Here is a 20991-nt window from a genome sequence, read left to right as displayed (position 1 = left end):
AGTACCAGCGTACGGCCCACAGAATGATGTCACGCTGAAAATGCCGGCCTTTGAATGGGTTCATGTGCAGCTCCATCAGCAAAAGGGGATGATAAGTTTATCACCACCGACTATTTGCAACAGTGCCCTTTCGACTACCTCCCCTCAAAGCCATATCACGTACGTTAATCCTGACTTCATTAAAATCAGTGGTTTCACTGAGGAAGAACTATTAGGCCAGCCTCACAACATCGTAAGACACCCAGATATGCCGCCTGCTGCATTTGAGCATATGTGGAGTACATTAAAATCTGGCCGCTCATGGATGGGGCTAGTAAAAAATCGCTGTAAAAATGGCGACCACTATTGGGTAAGTGCTTATGTAACGCCAATAGCTAAGAATGGTTCGATTGTTGAATACCAGTCTGTAAGGACCAAGCCTGAACCTGAGCAGGTTTTGGCTGCGGAAAAATTATATGCTCAATTGAGAAGCGGGAAGGCCGCGAGGCCGAAATTGGCTGCTAGCTTTTCCGTGAAAATACTCTTGCTCATATGGGGTAGTATTATATCAAGCGCAATGGCTGCCGGCATGCTTACTGATACATCAATAAGCAGCTTATTGTTAGCCACTTTAATGTCAGGAAGCTTAAGCTCTGTTAGTGTTTTGGCTATTCTCTCTCCTCTTGGAAGACTGGTTGAAAGAGCCAGGAATATTTCCAATAACCCATTAAGTCAATCCCTCTACACTGGGCGCACCGATGAGTTTGGCCAAATAGAGTTTGCTTTACGAATGATGCAAGCTGAAACAGGCGCCATAGTAGGTCGCATAGGTGATGCATCAAATCGGCTTAGCGAACACACCCGAGGCCTACTAAAGGATATTGAGTCAAGCAATGTACTTACAGTTGAGCAGCAGGCAGAGACAGATCAAATAGCAACGGCAGTAAACCAAATGGTGGCAAGCATTCAAGAGGTTGCGAGCAATGCACAGCATGCTGCAGATGCGGCCGGAAGAGCAGACACTGAGACGGCATCTGGCCAGCGTCTGGTAGCCCACACAAGCCAGTCAATCACTGCCCTTGAAGGTGAAATTAGGCAAGCCACTCAGGTTATTCATGAGCTTGAAGGTCAAAGTAACGAGATATCAAAAGTTCTTGACGTTATACGAGGGATCGCCGAGCAAACGAATTTGTTGGCACTCAACGCAGCAATTGAGGCCGCGCGTGCTGGTGAGCAGGGGCGTGGTTTTGCTGTTGTCGCCGATGAGGTTCGCAGTCTTGCTGCTCGCACACAGCAATCGACAACGGATATTCAAAGCATGATCAGCGCTCTACAAGAGCGAGCGCAATCCGCTGTTACAGTCATGGAGCAAAGTAGTCGGCAAGCGCACACGAGTGTAGCTCACGCAGAGGAAGCAGCTACAGCTCTTGATGGAATTGGCCAACGCGTTAACGAAATTACCGACATGAACGCGCAAATAGCGACTGCGGTCGAGCAGCAGGGAGCAGTAAGTGAAGACATAAACCGCAGTATTATCAATATACGCGATGCTGCTGATACCAATGTACAGACCGGGCAGAATAATTTGCAAAGTGCGAAATCTGTCGCTCAGTTAACTAGCGCTCTGAGCGAACTGGCAAAACAGTTTTGGGAAAAACGAGGATAACGCTTTTCAGTATCTCGACAGGGATAACTTACTTTACCATCGGTTATCCCTTTTAGCCGCACAAATTTTAGCCATGGCTTTTCAGGAAGTCAGGGCTATCAGAATGGCCTTAGAAAGCCTAGTCAAAGAGCTGTCACGAGAACACCGTTAGCTTAGCGTACGATTTTTTCCGAATTCTGCGGTTCCCCCTTTCATGGCTTTTCAGCTGAGTAATTCTCTCAATAAGCCATCTGAAATTACTGTATGACATTCTATCCTCTACAAGACATTTTAATCATTTGTGTTTGGTAATAAATTTAAAAGTTCGCCAGGTAATGTCTCGTCTTCTAGTAGCATAAAGTTCCCATCCAGAAACTCTAAGTTAATATATTCTCTGTATAGTTGAATATACTGATTAATGGTGTAACATAAGTTATTACAGATGATGCTACAGTTTTCTCCCCATAAGTCGTGCTCTTTCTGAAGGTTTTCATGCATTTCATAGGGTTCATTTTTTTTCCAGCTTTTTAAAACCATATATCCTCTTCGCCCCATTTCCATATATCTAAACTCCATGAAATGTTTTTCAAGAGCAAGAATCCATGGGTACATTGCTTCAATTGCTTCTTTAAAACCCGGAATATCATACGTTTGTTGATTACAAATGCCGACAATTTTCCTCAAATCCCTTAAAGTATCAGCTTCAATATAATTGGCAGACAAATTAGTGACAAAGAGGCCTGGCTGATCTAAAGGTAAATGCCTGACTAGGTAGTTATGTATAACCATTTCTTTCTTATATGAGGGCGTCTCGACATTCAAAAATGTTTTTAACTTTGATGCTGGTAATTTCATTGCTAAACGGTGAAGGCTCGAAGAGCTGAAAACATCTGCGTGTTCTAACTTATAATCTTCTTTAATTTTCGCAAGAGTGGTATATATCTCTTTTGGAAACCCCTGTTCTTTATCATTGATAACCGCATAAAAAACTTTAAACTCGCAAGACTCATTCCATGATTCTTTTATTTTTTCAACATCTGCTTTCATTTTTTTTATTGCAAATTTTATTGTTTCGCGATTTAATTCCTCCGGAGCGTATACTTGATAATATTCCCCTCGCTCTGGAATATAACCATCGTTACCGCCATCACCTTTTCTTCCCCAAGGTTTGACCTTCCTGAATTTTTCAGGGTAAGATAACTCCATTACGGTTTCAAATAGTCTTTGATATTCTACACCGTTGCTACGGAGTATTTCTAAACGCATACGTGCCCAAAAATCTGACATATAAAAATTTCCTCGAAAATAGCAGATCTCTAATGTTTATCTATTCCTTATCATCTTTTATTGGGAAAAACAACCTCAACGCATTAACTACCGAAAGTAAGCTTAAACGGGTGTGAAGGCCGTAACCATTTCCATCCAGATATAGCGAGACCATTGTTCACATCCCACAACTGAACGAGGCCCAATTTAGCAATCCACCACGCAGAGAAAGTAAAGGAATCTTATGGCATAGATGCACGTAAGTGGTAAGGTACTGGGCATCTACAAAACCTTATTTCTAAGCCATCGAGCCAGTCCGGTGTCCAGTATGAGTTCGGCAAGCCTGATGGGGCCAATCATAGTGACTCCTTCAGCACGAAGGTCCTCACTCAATGTCCCTCGATGCCAGACAAAGAACATTCGAGCATAGCTGTCACTGGTCTGGAACAGTGACAGATACTCAGAGAATACAGACGGGTCAGCAACAGACTTCACTTGCACAAATGCCCGTTCGCCGGTAGTGGGCAGTTCAAGCTCAATGTCTACGGTCTTCTGTGTCCTCCCAAGGCACCCGGTTCTTCTCCATCCGCTGGCGGAAAAAATCAGATCTACCAGCAATTCAAAGTCCTGCCAGGTAAGTAAACTACACAGCCTCGTAATAGCCTTAAGGTACTGAGCTTCAGCAATATCCGCGTCTTTGATTTCCGGCGATTGCTCGTCGTTAATTTTCCGCAGGGCGTAATCGGCCAAACGCACATCGCAGATGGTACCCCGGTAACTCTGTGTAGCGAGCAAAGCACCGCTAAGGACGCTGTGGGAGAGAAGGTTTCCGGCCAGACTATGGTTGTGCCATCCGTTCACAGTGGGGCGGATCCTGCTGCCATCATCCAGTTCTGTGACTTCCCCGGAAGGCTGACACCAATACAATAATCCCTGGCTGAAAGTTATGAACAGCATATCGGGGGTGGCTGTGTAAAATGTCCTTATCTGCCTGACATCACTGGTGGCAGTGGACTGGTTATATTTCCTCTCTTCTAACCAGACTTTATTGACTTCTTCCCACTTTCCCTCAAGACACATCTGATGGGGTGTTTTGTCGTAACCAAACCTAATAATGCCAGATGTCAGGCACTCACGTTCCCATTCGCCTCCCTCTCCCAGCTTGATGTATTTAACTGCAGTAGCCCGAATCTTTTCCAAAATACAATCACTCCGTTAAACGAATATCCAGACAGAATAGGAGGTTCTGTCCAGCGCCCACAAAAAAGCCACTTTCGCGGGGTGTGTCTTATTTTTTCGCGACCAGATGAACACCTTCCGCTTTATCGGCGGCCAGCTGAATAAGCCCATCATACTCTTCAATCACATGATCATGACCATGTACGGACCACTCACAGCTCTGACATTTAATCCCAAACCGCACCTCTCCGGAGTCGCAGCTCACTACTATAACCTTTGACAGACACCCACTGGGTTTCACGTTGTACTGAAGCTCGGCGTTCATATCAAACCAAACTTTATCGATACGAGTCTGTAGCTTCGCCTGAAAATCCGGGCGTGTTTCCGCCATCCTGACGGCTTCAACAGATAATACCTTATATTTGCCCTGCTGAAGTGGCACGCCAGGCCAGCGGCGTATGGCGGTGTCTGTCCAGAGACGGGAGTTCTTAAGTTGGTAGACGGTGATCCATTTTTCTGACCATTCATAAAATTTCTGGCATAGCAGCTTCTACAGCAAACTTTCGGTCACCAATTAAATCCCCTGGATTTTACCCATACCTGCTCTTCCCTGGAATGTCGTTAATATCCACGGTATCAGGTCAGAGCTGTAACGACCAGCAGCGCCAGTGGAAATAGTCCGGCCAGTACCGGCTCCTTACCCCGGATTGATGTCTACTGTATGCGATAAATTTGGGAAAAACTGGCGATGGCCATTCTTCTGATTCTGATCGCCGGCAAGCGTGTCAGGTAGCAAAAGAGCGAACGTAAGACAACATACCCTTGAGGGTCCTGACCTTCAACGTGCCCGACCCGGCCCCCGCCGCGCGGACGAAAAAAAGAGAAAAAATAAAAAAAAAGAAAAAAAGAATATGCCGAAAATGTGCACAGTCGCGACCCACGCAGAGCGTGGCGCTCCGGGGCAAAGGCTTTGCAGGACTATAAGGCATGTTGTCTTACGTTTTGAGTGTGATGGTTACGAGCCCACCAGCTTTCATGAATTGTCCCGCCGGGTGGACTGCTATAAAGTGCATACCAGCACTGCAGCCCCTGCCGGTGATGATGAATAATTCCGTCCGGCGAGTATTGAGCAAGACCTTCACTACGTATTAAAACCTGGAACTCCGGGATGACGATGCCTGAGGTGATTTACCACCGGGAGTAAAAATTCGTTTATGGCGCCAGCAGCTGGTACCTTGCAGAGTTAAGTTCTTATCGCAAAGGATGATAAAAATGAGCCATGGCAAATGTGAGCCGACAAACAGGAATGCCGCCGATTACAAGCTGTACGCGCGATTCGATGCTGGTGAAACGCTTGAAAGCGTTTTAGCCTCTCCACCGACCACGAAGCACAATAAAGTAACTTCTGAAGGAAACATCAGGACAGAACACAGAATGTGGATGGCGTGGAGAAAGAAGCATCCCAGACCACTCTGATTATCAGTGTCGATTAATAAGGATAAAACATGCGAACGACAAGTATCACCCTGTGTCTGGTTTTGGCGAGTTTTGGTGTATCCGCTAAAATCCTTGCAGACCCAGACCTTACTTACCAGGCAAATAAAACGTGTGCTAAACGAGATGTACTGGAACTGAAAGTCCCTTTAGAAGCCAATAATCCCTCCTCCCCCACATGGGGTTTGGACAAGGGCATGGTGCAGGCCACAATTGACGCACTGAAAGAAAATCCAGACATCGCCCCGGCTGACTCTGTAGCCTGCCAACAGGCTGCAATAAAACAGTATCGGGCTGGGCAAAAACACTACAGTAAGCTCAGGTAGCTGCCGTGATGCCCACCAGCTGAAACCTGTGTGTGGTATAAAAAACCCCGTAGGGGTCCGCTTGGAAAACGGAAATTATCCCACGCTAAGACTATATTTTGTACAGCAGTGGAGAAGGATGAGAGACCAGCAGTTCATTAACAGGGACTCCTTTTTGCTTAAGCGGCTCAATGGTTCTTTCTATATAAACCGTATTCCAGAGTGTTATCGCCGCCGTATGTAGTGTCAGCGCCGGTGGCGTGGTAACGCTGATCCTCCCACCCCCAGATCCCTGATTTCATTCAGCCGGTGCATGAAGGATGCTCGCCCAAGGGCCTCACCCTTATTCAGCCCCGCCTGTATGCATCGGCCTAAGCCTTTATCGCAAAATCAGTCCAGCATAAACAGCGTCCGATCTCTGCAGAAAATCGCCCTCTGCGCTACGAGTTTGAACGCATTTACTCTGTTTATAGGTAACATTCGCTCCACGATATAATGATATCGGCAACGTATTCAGCATCCTGAGCATGAGTCAGAAGGTGATCCGCCTTACCCAACGAAATGAAACTCTTGGGATGCTTTGCTGCTTTGAATATTTTTTCGGCCTGCTCAATTAACACAGTATCATCTTCAGTCGCATGAAAAATAAGCAGAGGCTTGTTCATGGCGAACACCTTATGAGCGATTTTGTGTTCCTGAATATTGTCCAGCATCTGTTTCTTTAAGGTAAATACCCGCCCGGCCAGCTCAACGGGATAGGCTCCATGCTGGTTAATGTTTTCAACATCATCCTTAAAAAGACGTTTTACATGTGTCAGTTCTCCGGGTGATCCTATGGTGACAACGGCCTTTGCCTCAGGAACTTCGCCGGCAATAGACAGAATGGCCGATCCCCCCAGGCTATGGCCGATGAGCAAAGAAGGCGCTTCGTGCTGTCGGCGGAGATAATCTACCGCGCAAAGCAGGTCCGAAATATTGGATGAGAAGTTGGTGTTGGAAAAATCCCCTTCGCTGTTTCCCAGACCAGTAAAATCAAACCGGAGAACGGCGATAGCATTCTCTGTCAGTTTCCGCGCAATACGCGCCGCGCCTTTGAGGTCTTTGCCACACGTAAAACAATGAGCTAACAGCGCAAACGCTTTAGGATTTTCAGGAAGTTCAAGCAATCCGGCCAGTTCTTCACCAGCCGCATTTTTGAACGTAAATTTTAGTTTTTTCATAGGATATTCCAGGTCTTAAACTGATTTCATATGTTTGATCGCAGGGAAAAATAATCTTCTGCTCTGCATCTGGCATTACGCGTTTTCCTTCCTCTACTGGGGATGTGAAACAGAATTCATTCCGAATGCCTGTCCTCACCTTCCAGTTTGAAAGCTGATTATTGCTTCCTGTTCGGTGATCACTTACGCTATGCTACCAACTAGATGGTAGTTTACAAGAATTTTATGAGGTCTCACTGAATGGCCAATTGCGCGCTCATTCTTAAAATATCCCTGGCAATGCTGGCGTTTGCTGCAAACTCTATTCTGTGCCGTCTGGCCCTGCAGGGAGGCCACATTGATCCCCTTTCATTCAGCAGCCTCAGGCTGGCCAGTGGTGCACTCGTCCTGTCACCTTTCTTGTTTTATCACGCAAAAACTACATTATCGCTGTGGCGTCCGCTGAGCGGATTTTACCTCATGGTGTACGCAGTGCTCTTCTCTGTCGCCTATATCCATCTCGATACCGGGGCAGGTGCGCTGTTACTTTTTGGTGCCGTACAGTTTGCGATGGTGATCCACGGATTATTTAAAGGGGAATCACTCTCCGTTATGCGGGCTTGCGGTTTAGTTATTGCTCTGGCAGGAATTGCTGCCCTGCTGTTACCCGGGGCGAAGGCACCGCCGCTTTACAGTGCACTTATGATGATCGTTGCCGGATTAGCCTGGGCCGCCTATTCCGTCAGGGGGAGGGCGGGCCAGGCGGCCGGGGCTTCAACGGCGGCAAATTTTGTACTCGCCACGCCGATGGCTCTCGCTCTTTCGTTGCTGTTTATGAAGCAGGGTCACTATGATGCTGCGGGCATTGCTTTGTCATTGCTGTCCGGTGCCGCCGCCTCAGCCGGTGCATATGTATTGTGGTATACCCTTTTACCCTCTCTCGGCTCTATCACCGCCAGTACCCTTCAGCTCAGCGTTCCCTGTCTGGCAATGCTAGGGGGTGTGGTATTCCTGGATGAATCACTGACGGTCAGAACGATATTTTCTGCCCTGGCGGTGCTGACTGGCATTGTGATGGTGACACGCGAGAAATCCCCCCGTCAGTCGATGACAAAGGCGAGAGAACCTTAATAACGCAATTAATTCATGCAGTTGTGATGATTCTCTTATGTTAATCACACGAGCCAGTTTTCCCGCTCCGGCATCAGACTGACAGTAATACTGAGGTCGACGTTTCTGACTACACCTAAGGCAGGTTTATGAAATGAAATATGATTTTGATGAGTACGTAAGCAGAGAGAAAACAGACAGTCTCACCGTGGACGGCTGGCGGGAATACCTGTTTTCGGGACAGTCCGAATTTGCAATGCGGTATCCGGCAGAAGGGCTAATCAACCTCTGGGTTGCTGACATGGCTTTTGCCACACCAGAGCCGATTCTTCAGGCCATCAGAGACCGTCTGGATAGAAAAATACTCGGCTACACTAAAATCTACGACGAAGAATACTATGAGATCTTTGGCAGCTGGTGTGAGCGACAATATGGTCACCGTTTCAAAACGGAAGACATTGTGCTGTCTCCGGGCATTATTCCCGCGCTGAACCGTCTCGTCCCGCTTCTGACCGACATGGATGACAGTATTCTTATTATGACGCCTTCATATGGCCCGTTTAAAAAGGCGGGTGAATACAGTCAGCGTCGCGTGGTGTACTCGGCGTTAAAAAAATCAGCAGGCGGCTGGGAACCTGACTGGGAAGACTTTGCACGCAAAGCCAGTCAGGCCGATTTACGTGTGAAAATCCTTTTCCTGTGTAATCCGCATAACCCGACCGGACGAGTCTGGCGGCCTGATGAACTTAAGCGGATTATTGAAATTTGCCTGGCCAATGACATCTGGGTGATATCTGACGAAATTCACTGCGACCTGTCCCGAAGCGGTATCGGTCATACACCGGCCGCCTCTCTTTTCCCTGATTCTACACGCATTATTACCTGCATGTCCTCGAGTAAAACATTCAATCTGGCCGGGAATTTGTTGGCAAATATTATTATTCCGGATCCCGGTGTCAGAAGCGAGTGGCGTCTCAGACACGACGAGTTCATCTCTCCACTGAGCCTGGCAGCAAACAAAGCGGCGTGGAGTGAATGTGATGACTGGCTTGTCCATCTGAGGGAATATATTGACGGCAATTTCCAGTACCTGCACGACTATCTCAAAAGCTATTTACCCGAAACCAGGTTCTCGATCCCCGAAGGGACATATCTGGCCTGGATAGATATTAGCCGCTACCTGCCCGACACCGCAGGTGAGGATTTATCGCTGTATTTTGCCCGGGAGTCAGGGGTCCTTCTTGAAGGGGGCTTGCTGTTTGTCGACAATGGGGACGGATATATCCGGTTAAATCTGGCCTGCCCACGGAGTATGCTGACAGCAGGGATGAAAAGAATTTCATAGGTACTGCGGATACCGGCTCCTCATCGTGTATAACCCCTTTCTCTCTGGCCGTTTTGTCCTGTCAGGATGTCGTCAGAACCCGGCATAACACCCTGTGCCGGGAACACAAAAGGCACGGATGAACAGGTCGTGAATATTCTTAGTGAAGCCTGCTGATGACATGTCTGGCGACAAAAAAATGCCGCCCTTAAGGGGCGGCTTATGCCAGCGTCACGGGGTTATCGTCTGACCGCCATGATGCCCGCATCGACATCCCAGATAGCGCCCGTCACCCATGAGGTTTTGTCAGACAACAGGAAGAGAATAGTGTTTGCCACATCTTCGGCAGTTCCGACGCGTCCCAGCGGGTGGAAATCGTTCAGCGACTTCATAGCATCTGCGATATCCGCTTTGTCCATGAAGCCTTCGTATATCGGCGTATGAACAATCCCGGGAGACACCGCGTTGACACGAATACCCGCGCTGGCCAGCTCAATCGCCAGATTACGCGTCAGGGCATGCAGACCCGCTTTTGCCATTGAATAGGCCGAGGCCGGCGAGTCACCCAGTGCAGCCTGAGCACCAATCGAACCGACGTTGACGATAGACCCTTCGAGCTTCGCGGCGAGCATGTTCTTCACGACATCCTGTGTAATAAAGAACGTGGCTCGGTTCAGCGAAAGATACATGTCATAATCGGCAAAGCTGTGCTCGGTAAATCCTTTGGGCATGAAGATACCGGCGGCATTCACCATCAGGCTGATATCGCGATGGTGAGCATTAATTTCCTGACGGATAGTTTCCATACCTTCTTCGGTCATCAGGTTCGCCGCGATGACCGCAACCGGTCCCAGAGGGCTCAGTTCTTTTTGCACCGCTTCGGCTTTGTCTTTTTTATTCCCGGTCAGCACGACACTGCCGCCCGCTTCCAGTACCATGCGTGCCATGGCCAGGCCCATGCCGCTGGTACCGCCGACGACGAGCAGTTTTTTACCTTTGAAAAAAGTGTTCATTTTCTGACTCCATTACTGGTGGGTAAGACGTTGCCGGCAGCGTGAAACTGCCGGCGGTTGACGGATTAAATACTGCAGCCATCCGTTCCGCAGGTCTGACCCGCAGTGGCTGAAAATTCGGTTTGCTGTTCATCCCAGACCTGACGCAGGGCATTCAAAAAGTTATCTGCTGCCTGAGCCCCGCTGATGGCATATTTTTCGTTCATCACAAAAACCGGAACGCCGCTGAGGCCAATAGACTGTGCGTGGGCTTCATCGTCGGAAACGGTGGCGCGAAAATCGTCATTTTCCAGGGCGGCTTCAGCGTCAGCTTTCGGCATACCGGCTTCTACGGCCATGGCAACGAGCTGCTGACGGTCAAAGAGAGAGCGACCTTCGGTGATACTGCCATGATAAAAACGTTCTTCCACCGCGTCCGCAATTCCGGCCTTACGCGCGGCAACCAGCAGGGTGTGTGCATCTTCTGTATCACCAAACATCATGCCGTCGAAGTTGTAGATCAGACCTTCAGATTTACCGGCGGTGCCCACCTGATTCATCATCAGCTCCGCTGAATGCTGACTGCCCAGCTTTTTAACGATGGCATCCTTAAAAGGCATCGCGGGAGTACCACCGGCCAGACGGTAGCTGTGATGGCGGATCACCACCTGGTCGCGAAATTCAAAGCGATTCAGACCCTGTTCAAATCTTTTTTTAGCAATCCAGCACCACGGGCAGACCAAATCTGACCAGATATCGATGGTAAGGGTGGGTTTCAGCGTTTGCATAATGATTCCTCAAAGACGTTGGGCGGTCGGATCTCACTTATCAGAGAACCGCGACCGTATGGGATTTATTGCGCCTGCCAGACCGGGTAATCGGTATAGCCTTTTTCCGGGGAACCACTGACGCCGTAGTAGGTGGCGCGGTCACTTTCTGCCAGTGGCCAGCCGTTTTGCATTCTTTCAACCAGATCCGGGTTAGCGATGTAGGGCACACCAAATGCCACCAGATCCAGCTCATCATCTTCCAGAGCCTGCTCTGCGATATCACGGGTAAAACCGCCGGCAGCGATGATGGTGCCTTTAAACGTGTTGCGAAAACGGCGGCGGAAGCCTTCCGGAAGTGGCGCTTTGGTGTACACCGGCTGATAGTAAAGGTGTACGTAGGCCAGTTCCCGCTGACCGAGCGCGTCGGTGATGGCTGACCAGGTTTGCTCTTCACCTTCATACGGCGCGAGGTCATAAATGCGGCCGAACGGTGACAGGCGCACGGCAACGTGGCTGTTACCCACGGCTTCCGCCACGGCGTCAATGGTCTCCAGCAGGAAACGCTGACGATTTTCCACCGAGCCGCCGTATTCGTCGGTGCGGGTGTTCAGTTCGCTACTGAGGAACTGGTCAAAGATGAATCCGTTTGCCGCCATGATTTCCACGCCGTCAAAGCCGGCTTCCATCGCCAGGCGTGCGGAGTGCACGAAGTCTGCAGTGATGCGTTTAACTTCATGCGTTTCCAGCGCGCGTGGCTGGCTTGGTACAACCGGGCCCGGTTCTCCGGATTCGGTCAGCGCAAAAACGGTGGTATTGACCGCCTGAACGGTGCCCGCTGAAACCGGCGCTATGTGGCCTGGCTGAAGAGAGACGTGAGACATACGGCCGACGTGCCAGAGCTGCGCGAAAATACAGCCACCTTTGGCGTGAACCGCTTGTGTCACCTTACGCCAGCCCTGGACGTGTTCGTCGTTGTAGATACCAGGGGTATAAAGGTAACCCCGGCCTTCTTCTGAAACCGGCATCCCTTCGGTGATGAGCAGGCCAGCAGAAGCACGCTGTGCATAGTACAAAGCCACGACCTCATCCGGCACGTCATTCATGGTGCGGGTGCGGGTCATCGGTGCCATGACTACACGGTTTTTTAACGCCAGGCCAGACAGATTATAGGGGGTGAAAAGCTTACTCATCGTATACCTCACAAAAAACAAAAAGGAGTATCCCGGCAGGGATTTGCACAGCCCGGCAGTATCATCGACTGGACGTCGCGCACTGGAGTTGCATAAACATCTGATGGGTGGCAATATACCAACCATCTAGTAGGTAGGTCAATGGGTGTGTCGTATTTTTTTGTCATAACGCAGCCATTTCTGAATTGTCACTCATTTTGCGAGGTCATCACCATGCGTACATTAACAGCTTATAACGAAGATAATTTCCGCCAGATAGAGCAGTACAAAGGAATATCGGTGGTACGTTTCTCTGCACCCTGGTGTCCGCCCTGTCAGGCCAGCGAAGAAATGTTCAGTCAGTTTGCAGACCGGCTCGATAGAGATATTCAGGTGGGGAAAGTCAATGTAGATCAGGCGCCGGTGCTGACAACCAAATACGAGATCTGGGGGCTGCCGTCTGTGCTGATATTTCATGAAGGGCAATTAGTTAAACGCATACCGGGTGTGAAACCTGCATCGGTATATGCTCAGGCTATTGCGGACATTAAAAAAGGGCAGTAATGCCCTTTTAACGTGGAATTTATTAATGCTTAACCGCGTGCCTGACCGACGGCATCCAGAGTGCGGGCTGAATAAATGACCGCCGCGCCAGCGTTGAGGTTAATCGCCACGCCCAGCGCTTCAGCAATTTCAGCGTCGGTTGCACCGGCTTTCACAGCGGCGTCGGCGTGAAAAGCAATACAGCCGTCGCAGCGGGTTGTGACTGCGCACGCCAGGGCAATGAGTTCACGCACTTTTGCGCCCAAAAGGTCAGTTTTGTTACCTGCGTTGCCCAGGGCAACCACGCCTTTCATGGTCTCGGGGGTCAGTTTGCCCAACTCGCCTAAACGTTGCATTAACTCTGAGCGATAGTTGTTCCAGTCCAGCATAGTGTCATTCTCCTGAATGAGGGGTATTAAGAAGCAGTTTTATATACTTAAGGCTGTTGGCGAAGACTTCGGGTCTGGCCGTTGCATGCGCCACTACGCTTGAGCCTTCACAGACATTAATGATCATCAAAGCAATATCTGATGGTTCGGCATGGGATGAAAACTCACCTGACTCCATGCCCGCCCTGACGACTTTTGTGAGCCACTCGATTTGCATATCGAAATAAAGTGATGTCTGTACAGTAATTGCCTGAGGCAGATTGGCGGTCTCTGCTGACAACGCACAACACAGTGGCAGTAGCGAAGCTTTATGGCTTTGCGCGAAGATATCGATGTAAGCCGCAATTCTTCTCTCCGCGCTTTTCTCAGTCGCCTCTATCTGCTCAAATACGCGTTGTGTATCAGAGAACGCCTGTATTACCACCTGCTCACCCAGAATATCTTTGGTCGGGAAATGGTGATGAATACTGGCCTTGGTGATACCCACTATTTTTGATAAATCAGCATAGCTGAATGCTGAATACCCTTTTTCGCGCATCAGGTGTTCTGCTTCGCTGAGCAGCCGTTCCCGTGTCATGGTTGTCATAATTACTCCATATAATCTACTAGTTGATAGATTATATTGTTGCTATTTTTCCGTAGCAAGTTGTATCACTGACTCAGTATCGTGCAGAGCTGAACGTCACTGCCATCCTGCATTCTGAATGGCAGCATTACATCTCTGACATCACGCCAGGCGTGTAATCATTTCAACCGGATTAGCCAGAGTATCGTGGATTGGCGAATTCTTTTGCATTTCGCTGACCAGCGCTTCTAACTCCTCGCGACTGGCGGTCTTGCTCGTAAGGTGAACATCGACGCGAATAGATTTCGCACCTTTACGCACGTTGCTGTCCAGCCCAAGGAAGCCGTTGAGGTTGATATCGAAATTAAGATCCAGCTCGATACCGTCCAGGTCGATCCCTTTTTCAGCAGCCATCATGGTAAGGGTGGCGGTATAACAGCCAGCCAGCGCCTGCATGATGTATTCAGTCGGGCTCATGCCGGTATCGGTGCCGAGTAAACCTGCGGGTTCATCACCGATATTAGAAAATTTCCCCACACGGCTGGTATCGATAACGCCGTTCTGGATTGTGGCGCCGGTCTCTGTGCGAACGGTTAATCCGCCGCTGGAACGGGCTTTCATCTGGAAAGTCAGGTTACCCAGGCCAGGCTGGCTGCGAACTGCTTCACGGGTATTGTGGATCGCAGCTGCGTCTGCAGAAGGTTTAACGGTAGTAGACATAATGGCTCCTGTAATTTCTTGATAAAAGGTATAGCTGGTGCAATCAATACCAACCATCTAGTTGGTAGATTAATGTCGCGAACCTCTTTTGTCTACTCTTTTATAAAAAATAGGGGGAAAAGAACCCAGCAGGCTGTTTTATTTCATAATAACCATTTGATTTTTTTATAATCTTCCCAGCCGCTCACTCTTGCAGCAATCCAGCCTTTACCCGAAGGATAGTCTGGCGGGTGGTATTAAATTCCCGGGCAATAGCACTGATACTGATGCCAGCATTTAGGCGCTCTGTCACTGTTTGCTTTTGTTCCTCGCTCAGGATGGGGGGGCGACCGAAGCGTTTTCCAGCCGCTTTTGCCCTCGCAATACCTGAATACGTTGCCGATATCATTATATCGTGGAGCGAATGTTACCTATAAACAGAGTAAATGCGTTCAAACTCGTAGCGCAGAGGGCGATTTTCTGCAGAGATCGGACGCTGTTTATGCTGGACTGATTTTGCGATAAAGGCTTAGGCCGATGCATACAGGCGGGGCTGAATAAGGGTGAGGCCCTTGGGCTAGCTTCCTTCATGCACCGGCTGAATGAAATCAGGGATCTGGGGGTGGGAGGATCAGCGTTACCACGCCACCGGCGCTGACACTACATACGGCGGCGATAACACTCTGGAATACGGTATATATAGAAAGAGCTATTGAGTCACTAAAACGAAAGGGTATCCCGATAAATGAGCAACTGGTCTCTCATCTTTCTCCCCTGGGCTGGGAACATATCAATCTGAGTGGAGATTACGTCTGGCGTAATAATCTTAAGCTGGGATCCGGAAAATACCGCTCATTACGTACAGTCGATACCGCTTTGTACAAAAAACAGTCTTAGCGTGGGATAATTTCCGTTTTCCAAGCGGACCCCCCGTAGCGCTGGTGCAAAACAGACCAGCGCATTCCAGTTCTCAATCCCGTTCTGTGCTGTAGGCCCCTGTCGCATTCAGACCTGAATTACCGAGCAAGGAAACATGTCAGTAAGCCATCTGGATACAAAAACTGGTGGTATAGCCACTTTAGCGTAATGCTAATGTATGCGTACATTAGCTTTAAATTTATGTTATTTACCCTTCTCCCTTCCTGGATGCCTTAACCTGGGTCTGATAGTTGCGCTTTACCCGCTCAATTTCCGCCAGAGTTGCCGCCCAGTGCAGCCCTGCGGCGTGACGATATCTGGTTGCCATTTTTTCAACGGCCTCCGGAGTGCTGTCATCGCTGCGGTGCTGCCGTCCCTTCACCCCGAAAATTTCCACTATAAGCCACTGGCTACCGGTTCTGCCGAACAAGGCCTGACACAGCCGCCTCACGGCAAGCGGGGTCAGATCCGGGTCGGGATCATACGCGATGGTGGCAAAAATAAAACGCAGCATCTCAGAGGTTTTGTAGCGTTTTACCGCTGCCGCCAGCCGGGCAGCTCTTTGCGGCGCTTCCCAGCGGTCGTCGCTGTAACCTGCCACTTCAGAGAGATAGTCCTTCTCGAGTTGTTTAGCCGTGTAGCAACGTCCCCCCAAAAACATCCGCATAGCTTCTTTCGTTTCAGCTCTCACGAATCTTGTCCTCAGCCAAAGCTAATGTACGCATACATTAGCATTAAGTATCAGGTTAAACAAAAATCAGGAAACCGATCTGATTCAGTGCAGGTGGCTGTCTCTTTTGAATTATAGCTTTTGCGTTCTGGTATACAGGTTACCCCTCCCCCCTCTTTTCCCGCTGGTCTACTGTAGTCGACACAAAAGACAGGAACCTCGGTATGTCCTGATAATTTTGTTTGAGTTTTAATCACGAAGCAGAGGGTATCGCATATAGTAGACACAACGCAGCCAGAATAACGCTCGATGCAAAATTTAGATCGTTGTCGCCTACAGTAGACATTCCTGGTTTCGACGCTGGTGCTTCCAATACTGACCAGTCCCGGGCCATGGCATAGCATCCAATAGAAATAGTGATTTCCTCCACCAGCTTTCCTTAAAAAGCTTACATTTACGGATAACCTCACCACAGCCGCACATACCAGCCAATGGCCAGTATGATAGTTGTAGCATGCAGTAGACCTTTACCCTCGAGGCTTCCCTGGTTGTCGCACACAGTAGACACATTATGTCAGCCACCAGTACGACCGGTATTATCCGGCCCCTGAACAAAAACTCGAATACAGTAGACCTTCGCCAAATATGTTGGGGTCGCACACAGTAGACATTAAACGTGGGTTTACAACATATCTGGCGCTTCCCGGCTACCAGGCAGAGCGTCGGATACAGTAGACCGTTACCATCTCTGCCAGGTCTCACTGGTTGTCGCATACAGTAGACAGTAAATTCTTTCCACCACGGAAAACCGGCACTGATCCGCGATTTAATCGGGCATCAAATACAGTAACCCATTGCCTTCAGCACCTACCCGGTGTGTGGGTTGTCGCATCCAGTAGACACCCGTTGTTCCTGCCCGGCAGAACCGGCGATGCCCGGCCTTTTAACCGGACATCGCATATAGTAGACCATTGCCTTTCAGAACCTACCCGGTGTGTGGGTTGTCGCATCCAGTAGACACCCGTTGTTCCTGCCCGGCAGAACCGGCGATGCCCGGCTTTTTAACCGGACATCGCATACAGTAGACCATTGCCTTCAGCACCTACCTGGTGCGTGAGTTGTTGCATCCAGTAGACACCCGTTGTTCCTGCCTGGCATAACCGGCGATGCCCGGCCTTTTAACCGGACATCGCATACAGTAGACCATTGCCTTCAGCACCTACCTGGAGCGTGAGTTGTCGCGTACAGTAGACACCCGTTGTTCCTGCCCGGCATAACCGGCGATGCCCGGCCATTTAACCGGACATCGCATACAGTAGACCATTGCCTTCAGCACCTACCCGGTGTGTGGGTTGTCGCATCCAGTAGACACCCGTAGTTCCTGCCAGGCATAACCGGCTATGCCTGGCCATTCAACCGCACGTCGCATACAGTAGACCATTACCTTTCAGAACCTATCCGGTACGTGGGTTGTCGCCTACAGTAGACACCCGTTGTTCCTGCCCGGCAGAACCGGCGATGCCCGGCCATTTAACCGGGCATCGAATACAATAGACTATTGCCTGTCAGCACGTACCGGTGCGTGGGTTGGCGTATGCAGTAGACACCAGAGTTGTTCGTAACCTGCATAACCGGCAAGGATCGGCTATTTCAGCGCACGTCGCATACAGTAGACCATTGCCTTCAACATCGGTCCGGTGTCTCGCTTGTCGCATCCAGTAGACACCCGTTGTTCATACCTGGCAGAACCAGTGATTCTCGGCCATTTAACCGGGCGTCGAATACAGTAGACCATTGCCTGTCAGCACCTACCGGTGCGTGGCTTGGCGTATACAGTAGACACCAGTTGTTCATAACCTGCATAACCGGCGAGGAACGGCCATTTAACGGCACGTCGAATACAGTAGACCGTTCTCCCACTAGCGCATATCCACTTGAGTTGGCCGTCGCATACAGTAGACACGAATAGGTAGCCTCCAGCACTGATCAACCATAGCCCGGTATCGCATACAATAGACCTTCCCCTATTTGGGCATAACCGATATGCGGTGATTGTCGCATACAGTAGACATAGATTCTTAGCCACAGGCTTAACAGGGATCATCGTGACGTAAACGTCTTCAGCAAGCAGTTCGAGCAAAATTCTTAAGCTCCTTCCACTAATAGCCGCCCTATCTCAAACACCGCAGCTGAACGCCCCGACTTAACCGCTTCGACTTTATGATCGTCAACAAACCAGTGATTACCGTCCGTTCGGACCAGCTCAAACAGCCAGGACATATCGTAAACGTGCTCAGGGATTAGCGTCCCTTCTCCGGCCAGAATGCCAGCCGTTATTGAATGATTTCCGCCACCCACAAAGCCAATACGCCAGGGCAACCATAGCTCAACATAATGATTGCTATTATCCTGCTTCCACGGCTTCCCCTTATAGCTTCCAATACGTGAAACGTTATTGATAAAGCGTTGTAGGCTCCAAGGCCACGGCAGCACCATATCACTTGCCAGTGACAACGGGTAATCAGCGCCGTCCATCTCATGTTCTTTCATCTTTTCATACGATTTCACATGGATAAGCCCTTCAAAGAAGAACTTTTCAGGGGTCATATTTGGTCGGGCATCTGTTCCTTCCTCGGCTACCGCCAGCAAGAAATCACTCTGTACTGGTCGCACGATAGCGCGAATGAGATCAGGCAGCGTCATGACAGGTAATTTCTCGGCCACCGAAAGCAGGTGATCGAAGCGCTTTTTTTCATTGCCGGTTGCTGCTTTCTCTTTCTTTTTTTGGTTCCAGAACATCACTTGCCGTGCCCTCCTTATCGTGATGATGATTTTCATGCTCATGCTGCGGTAGTTCTACATAGCGCACATGTACTTCATACGTGGTGTAGTTATGCATGCCGCTATAATCCGGGTCTACGTCAGAACTCCTCTCATCGTCCTTGTAGAACAGCAAACGTATACCGGTGTCCGGTTGTGACGCATGTCGCATACTGTAGACAATATGCGATCGCAATCATTAAAACGCCCCTGTTCTGTAGCCATGGCAGTATTGAAATACGATAGGCCATTATCCACCAGCTCATACCCTATAGCGTGAATGGCCGCATACAGTAGACATATACAATACACCACCGATAAATGCGGACCTGATCGAACATTCAACCGGGTGCCGCATACAGTAGATCGTCACCCGGCAGCACACCCCAGATTGAGATACTTGTAGCGTACAATAGACATCTGTCTTTAACGGCCACCTGCTTTTACCAACAGCATTCAAATATCGCATACAGTAGACATTTGTATTCCGTAGGGCTAATCGCGGTTCGCATGTCGCGTACAGTAGACTTTCTACCAGACGAATTTACAAAACAGGCAACAGAAGACAAGCTCATGCATCATGGCAAAAAAGAAAAGTTACTTTCCTTCTTAGGAACCTGATGTGAAATTCACCGGCAGTTTCAGCTGAGCCACTACGTTTTCAAAAACTTTCACTGAAGTTGGAAGGTGTTACGACATGTCAGCGTTACTTTTGGTGTGTTTAACGTACAATCCGATAGCACTTTGTAGAGAACAATCCCCGGGTTCGACTGAAGAGGGCCCGTAAGCCCCCTCAGAGCGATTGTCGGAGGACTTTCTACTTCAGGGAGGGATTTCTCTTGATGATTTGAAACGCTATCTTGTTGCCTTCCTTAAGCTCCTGGTATTCAAGGTATCCAATGTCCTCCAGTTGCTTAAGTGCTTTTCTTACCGTTGAATTCTGAAGAGCGGGTCTGGAAGTGAGGGACAAACGCTTCCTGAACCTCTCAATGCTGACAGGGATCGGATTAGGTGGCAGAGCCTCAATGAACGTATAAAGGGCCTGGGCTGACTCTTTCCTTGCAAGGGCTTTAAGGGCTCTCAGCTTAAGCAGGATCTTGTATTCACCAACATACAGATCCTTAAGCGTTTTCGACGGAGTGAGGATAACTTTGTCATTACCAATGTCCACGGTTGACTCACCAATGAGCTGAACAAATTTAGTGACTTCAATGTTTGTGCCTCTGTCCTTGGAGAATTCAACAACATTAGACATCAGTTTCCTGAGCGAATCTTTGATTTTTTCCCGAAATTCAGCCTTCAGACGTCCACGAGAAAAACCACATCGCATAGCAAACTCAGTAAATCGGATCGAGATAGTCCCATCCTCGTTAGACTCGAGTTCATTATCGGTCAGTACCGATATGATTCCTGTCCAAACCTTGAAATCCGTATCCATGTCTAGCCTTGGACCTGAAATGGTAATCCTTTCAAACCCTTCGGATTTGGCTAGCTCCAGATGCCTAAGATCGTCTGACGCGTTGATGTTTGATCCGACATTGCTTTTCTTAGCGATCGCTTTATTCGTCGACTTTAATGTTGGAACAAAGACCCCCAAACGCATCAGAGGAACTGTCTGTACACTGGTCTCCGATGTGGAAGAAAGTGTGATAACTTCACCAGTAGTCTGATTTATTTCTTCTACATTTAGGTATGACTCATTGATTTTGTTAGACATTTCCCTTAAACCCTAAGTTTTGAATAACCATCAAAAATATAGCATACAGTAGACACTTTTATAGCGCACAATAGACAATATATAGCATTCAGTAGACTGTTTGTAGATTACAGTAGACATTTCGTAGCATACAATAGACACCGATCACCTTCCAAGCCAAGCGGCACAGGGCCTCCAGCGATCCGGGATCTTTTTGGTACTCTCTGGATCCTTTATGGATCAGTTATTGGATCTATCC

Annotated in this window: 18 protein-coding genes and 4 pseudogenes; 6 read left to right on the top strand and 16 right to left on the bottom strand. The window is 49.0% G+C overall.

Annotated elements, in window-relative coordinates:
* Window positions 1-64, bottom strand: a pseudogene (locus MKR05_RS25530) (hypothetical protein); the annotation flags it as partial.
* Between the two features lie 24 nt (window positions 65-88).
* On the opposite strand from MKR05_RS25530, the gene MKR05_RS25525 reads away from it, so the two are divergent.
* Entirely contained in the window at window positions 89-1645 is a 1557-nt protein-coding gene (locus MKR05_RS25525; RefSeq protein WP_053897648.1) for a PAS domain-containing methyl-accepting chemotaxis protein, read from the top strand.
* A 270-nt stretch (window positions 1646-1915) separates the two neighbouring features.
* Here the strand turns inward: MKR05_RS25525 and MKR05_RS25520 are convergent, their stop codons facing one another.
* The 3 genes from MKR05_RS25520 to MKR05_RS27100 all read right to left on the bottom strand — a co-directional run bounded on the left by MKR05_RS25520 (window position 1916) and on the right by MKR05_RS27100 (window position 4511).
* Window positions 1916-2911, bottom strand: coding sequence for a hypothetical protein (locus MKR05_RS25520; protein WP_004026572.1), 996 nt, complete (start codon window positions 2909-2911; stop codon window positions 1916-1918).
* 261 nt (window positions 2912-3172) lie between these two features.
* Window positions 3173-4090, bottom strand: coding sequence for a hypothetical protein (locus MKR05_RS25515; RefSeq protein WP_004026570.1), 918 nt, complete (start codon window positions 4088-4090; stop codon window positions 3173-3175).
* 88 nt (window positions 4091-4178) lie between these two features.
* On the bottom strand, window positions 4179-4511 hold the full coding sequence (locus tag MKR05_RS27100; RefSeq protein WP_227652022.1) for a hypothetical protein: 333 nt from the start codon (window positions 4509-4511) through the stop codon (window positions 4179-4181).
* A 1063-nt stretch (window positions 4512-5574) separates the two neighbouring features.
* Here MKR05_RS27100 and MKR05_RS25505 point away from each other — a divergent pair.
* Window positions 5575-5889: a hypothetical protein gene (locus tag MKR05_RS25505; RefSeq protein WP_023288299.1), complete on the top strand. Its 315-nt coding sequence runs from the start codon at window positions 5575-5577 to the stop codon at window positions 5887-5889.
* 106 nt (window positions 5890-5995) lie between these two features.
* On the opposite strand, the pseudogene MKR05_RS25500 reads toward MKR05_RS25505, so the two are convergent.
* Window positions 5996-6309 (bottom strand): annotated as a pseudogene (locus MKR05_RS25500) (Tn3 family transposase); the annotation flags it as partial.
* A 26-nt stretch (window positions 6310-6335) separates the two neighbouring features.
* Window positions 6336-7088: an alpha/beta hydrolase gene (locus MKR05_RS25495; RefSeq protein WP_284118946.1), complete on the bottom strand. Its 753-nt coding sequence runs from the start codon at window positions 7086-7088 to the stop codon at window positions 6336-6338.
* 240 nt (window positions 7089-7328) lie between these two features.
* Here MKR05_RS25495 and MKR05_RS25490 point away from each other — a divergent pair, with 240 nt between their 5' ends.
* Window positions 7329-8198, top strand: a complete 870-nt coding sequence (locus tag MKR05_RS25490; protein ID WP_001567390.1) for a DMT family transporter — start codon at window positions 7329-7331, stop codon at window positions 8196-8198.
* 133 nt (window positions 8199-8331) lie between these two features.
* On the top strand, window positions 8332-9522 hold the full coding sequence (locus MKR05_RS25485) for a MalY/PatB family protein (RefSeq protein WP_048292274.1): 1191 nt from the start codon (window positions 8332-8334) through the stop codon (window positions 9520-9522).
* Between the two features lie 218 nt (window positions 9523-9740).
* On the opposite strand, the gene MKR05_RS25480 is transcribed toward MKR05_RS25485, so the two are convergent.
* From MKR05_RS25480 to MKR05_RS25470, 3 genes are all read right to left on the bottom strand, one after another.
* Entirely contained in the window at window positions 9741-10514 is a 774-nt protein-coding gene (locus MKR05_RS25480) for an SDR family NAD(P)-dependent oxidoreductase (RefSeq protein WP_048292275.1), read from the bottom strand.
* 65 nt (window positions 10515-10579) lie between these two features.
* Complete coding sequence (locus tag MKR05_RS25475; RefSeq protein ID WP_001194072.1) at window positions 10580-11281, bottom strand: DsbA family oxidoreductase; 702 nt, start codon at window positions 11279-11281, stop codon at window positions 10580-10582.
* A 65-nt stretch (window positions 11282-11346) separates the two neighbouring features.
* Window positions 11347-12453, bottom strand: a complete 1107-nt coding sequence (locus tag MKR05_RS25470) for an alkene reductase (RefSeq protein WP_023287189.1) — start codon at window positions 12451-12453, stop codon at window positions 11347-11349.
* Window positions 12454-12666: 213 nt separating this feature from the next.
* On the opposite strand from MKR05_RS25470, the gene MKR05_RS25465 reads away from it, so the two are divergent.
* Window positions 12667-12996, top strand: coding sequence for a co-chaperone YbbN (locus MKR05_RS25465; protein WP_002431133.1), 330 nt, complete (start codon window positions 12667-12669; stop codon window positions 12994-12996).
* 29 nt (window positions 12997-13025) lie between these two features.
* On the opposite strand, the gene MKR05_RS25460 is transcribed toward MKR05_RS25465, so the two are convergent.
* From MKR05_RS25460 to MKR05_RS25445, 4 genes and pseudogenes are all read right to left on the bottom strand, one after another.
* A complete protein-coding gene (locus MKR05_RS25460) occupies window positions 13026-13364 on the bottom strand; it encodes a carboxymuconolactone decarboxylase family protein (RefSeq protein ID WP_000888080.1) in 339 nt (112 codons plus the stop codon).
* 4 nt (window positions 13365-13368) lie between these two features.
* Entirely contained in the window at window positions 13369-13950 is a 582-nt protein-coding gene (locus MKR05_RS25455; protein ID WP_000210409.1) for a TetR/AcrR family transcriptional regulator, read from the bottom strand.
* A gap of 141 nt (window positions 13951-14091) precedes the next feature.
* Window positions 14092-14649, bottom strand: a complete 558-nt coding sequence (locus tag MKR05_RS25450; protein ID WP_000108589.1) for an OsmC family protein — start codon at window positions 14647-14649, stop codon at window positions 14092-14094.
* 184 nt (window positions 14650-14833) lie between these two features.
* A pseudogene (locus tag MKR05_RS25445) lies at window positions 14834-15025 on the bottom strand (helix-turn-helix domain-containing protein); the annotation flags it as partial.
* 87 nt (window positions 15026-15112) lie between these two features.
* On the opposite strand from MKR05_RS25445, the pseudogene MKR05_RS25440 reads away from it, so the two are divergent.
* Window positions 15113-15525 (top strand): annotated as a pseudogene (locus MKR05_RS25440) (Tn3 family transposase); the annotation flags it as partial.
* A 229-nt stretch (window positions 15526-15754) separates the two neighbouring features.
* Here MKR05_RS25440 and MKR05_RS25435 read toward each other — a convergent pair.
* The 3 genes from MKR05_RS25435 to MKR05_RS25425 form a co-directional block, all read right to left on the bottom strand.
* On the bottom strand, window positions 15755-16237 hold the full coding sequence (locus tag MKR05_RS25435; protein ID WP_004210306.1) for a hypothetical protein: 483 nt from the start codon (window positions 16235-16237) through the stop codon (window positions 15755-15757).
* A 2124-nt stretch (window positions 16238-18361) separates the two neighbouring features.
* The gene (locus MKR05_RS25430; protein ID WP_023287188.1) at window positions 18362-19018 is read right to left on the bottom strand and encodes a DUF6710 family protein; all 657 of its coding nucleotides are present in this window, start codon (window positions 19016-19018) and stop codon (window positions 18362-18364) included.
* 835 nt (window positions 19019-19853) lie between these two features.
* Window positions 19854-20753, bottom strand: coding sequence for a RepB family plasmid replication initiator protein (locus MKR05_RS25425; protein WP_004026560.1), 900 nt, complete (start codon window positions 20751-20753; stop codon window positions 19854-19856).
* Between the last annotated feature and the right edge of the window lie 238 nt (window positions 20754-20991).

It is taken from the genome of Klebsiella sp. K5-204 (assembly GCF_030128585.1).
In the GTDB taxonomy this organism is placed as follows: domain Bacteria; phylum Pseudomonadota; class Gammaproteobacteria; order Enterobacterales; family Enterobacteriaceae; genus Klebsiella; species Klebsiella quasipneumoniae.
The sequence above is the reverse complement of the archived record's forward strand: the minus strand, read 5'-3'. Positions and strand labels throughout refer to the sequence as shown.

Bases quoted from the DNA above. Each gene is read 5' to 3' on its own strand.
- MKR05_RS25525 (WP_053897648.1), top strand. From the start codon at position 89: ATGATAAGTTTATCACCACCGACTATTTGCAACAGTGCCCTTTCGACT.
- MKR05_RS25520 (WP_004026572.1), bottom strand. From the start codon at position 2,911: ATGTCAGATTTTTGGGCACGTATGCGTTTAGAAATACTCCGTAGCAAC.
- MKR05_RS25505 (WP_023288299.1), top strand. From the start codon at position 5,575: ATGCGAACGACAAGTATCACCCTGTGTCTGGTTTTGGCGAGTTTTGGT.
- MKR05_RS25495 (WP_284118946.1), bottom strand. From the start codon at position 7,088: ATGAAAAAACTAAAATTTACGTTCAAAAATGCGGCTGGTGAAGAACTG.
- MKR05_RS25490 (WP_001567390.1), top strand. From the start codon at position 7,329: ATGGCCAATTGCGCGCTCATTCTTAAAATATCCCTGGCAATGCTGGCG.
- MKR05_RS25485 (WP_048292274.1), top strand. From the start codon at position 8,332: ATGAAATATGATTTTGATGAGTACGTAAGCAGAGAGAAAACAGACAGT.
- MKR05_RS25480 (WP_048292275.1), bottom strand. From the start codon at position 10,514: ATGAACACTTTTTTCAAAGGTAAAAAACTGCTCGTCGTCGGCGGTACC.
- MKR05_RS25475 (WP_001194072.1), bottom strand. From the start codon at position 11,281: ATGCAAACGCTGAAACCCACCCTTACCATCGATATCTGGTCAGATTTG.
- MKR05_RS25470 (WP_023287189.1), bottom strand. From the start codon at position 12,453: ATGAGTAAGCTTTTCACCCCCTATAATCTGTCTGGCCTGGCGTTAAAA.
- MKR05_RS25465 (WP_002431133.1), top strand. From the start codon at position 12,667: ATGCGTACATTAACAGCTTATAACGAAGATAATTTCCGCCAGATAGAG.
- MKR05_RS25460 (WP_000888080.1), bottom strand. From the start codon at position 13,364: ATGCTGGACTGGAACAACTATCGCTCAGAGTTAATGCAACGTTTAGGC.
- MKR05_RS25455 (WP_000210409.1), bottom strand. From the start codon at position 13,950: ATGACAACCATGACACGGGAACGGCTGCTCAGCGAAGCAGAACACCTG.
- MKR05_RS25450 (WP_000108589.1), bottom strand. From the start codon at position 14,649: ATGTCTACTACCGTTAAACCTTCTGCAGACGCAGCTGCGATCCACAAT.
- MKR05_RS25425 (WP_004026560.1), bottom strand. From the start codon at position 20,753: ATGTCTAACAAAATCAATGAGTCATACCTAAATGTAGAAGAAATAAAT.